Source organism: Oleiphilus sp. HI0061 (assembly GCF_001635675.1).
This window is the reverse complement of the sequence record NZ_LWFE01000168.1, coordinates 1-1,237: the sequence shown is the minus strand read 5'-3', so window position 1 is coordinate 1,237 and position 1,237 is coordinate 1. Positions and strand designations below refer to the sequence as shown.

Sequence of the window (1,237 nt, the reverse complement as noted above, 5' to 3'; positions counted from 1 at the left end):
CACTTAACTTTCTTGCTCAAGATATTCGAATGGCAGGCTATCAAGGCTGTATGAACCCAGACCCTGAAGAAGCATATATCAAGATCAGAGCCCATAACCCCCCAACCTCAGATTTTTTTAGTACCGCACTTTCAGGCTTCGAAGTCCCTTCTGTAGCATGGGCACAAGATGCAAACATCGACCCTGTCACTGGTGTCAGCCGCGGTGACTATTTCAAAGATGAAGACTTTACTAAAGAAGCTTTGATCGGTAGCGACATATTAGTTGTTCAGCGACTAACTACTGACAGTGCCGAGCTCTCTGCAGACATGGTAACGAGTGATGAAGATGTTGTGCTCGTCGATAATGAAATGGAGTTTGAGCAGTTTGATATCGCGGTAATTGCTAACTGCAACAATGCTGATATGTTTCGAATTTCAGAAGACCCGGAAGCGACAGCCACTATTACCCTATCACATGGTCTTATCACAAATTCAGATGACATCTTTATAGGTCCTTATACACGTAATGCTCGAGTAAGGGGTTTTGAATCAACCATATACTTCGTGGCAAACACAGGCAGAACAACTGAAACCGGCGTACCTATAAATGCCCTATTCCGAGCGAAAGACAAAATGGTAAACAAGGCAAACCCTGAGTTTGATGTTGAAGAGCTAATAGAAGGTATCGACAGCATGCAAATCTTATATGGTGAACTAAATAGCGACCCTCAGCATGTTACCGCAGACGGTGAAGTGATTAGCGGCCTTCGTTATGTTACCGCAGACAATGTTACAGACATGAAATATGTAAAAAGCATTCAGCTAGGTCTACTGGTTAGCGGTTCCCGTGAGGTGCTCACGAATAATGACGACGCCACCTATATTTTGCCCGGTGAAGAAATCCAACCCGAGGGCAAGTTCGGTTCAACAGTAACTTATGAGCCAGATAGACGTTTACGCCGTGAGTTCAGCCAAACAATTCAGTTACGAAATCGATAAATAAACGTATAAAAGGTGTATATAGAATGAAGACCTTACAACATCAAAGCTCTCTTAATTTAGCACGCCAAAAAGGCGCAGTACTTGTTGTGAGTTTAATTATTTTATTACTGATGACCCTTATAGGCGTTGCGTCAATGAGCTCTTCCATAATGCAGGAAAAAATGGCATCAAATGCACAAAACAACAACGCGACTTTTCAAGCAGCAGAAAATGCCGTAAGTGGACTGATCAATAAAGTCATCATAGACAAAGAC

Annotated in this window: 2 protein-coding genes; both read left to right on the top strand. The window is 42.6% G+C overall.

Annotated features, from left to right (window positions below):
- Positions 1-980 (top strand): PilW family protein (locus tag A3735_RS01980; protein ID WP_231882344.1); only part of this gene is annotated, 980 nt, incomplete at its 5' end.
- 26 nt (positions 981-1,006) lie between these two features.
- Positions 1,007-1,237 (top strand): PilX N-terminal domain-containing pilus assembly protein (locus A3735_RS01975; RefSeq protein ID WP_231882342.1); only part of this gene is annotated, 231 nt, incomplete at its 3' end.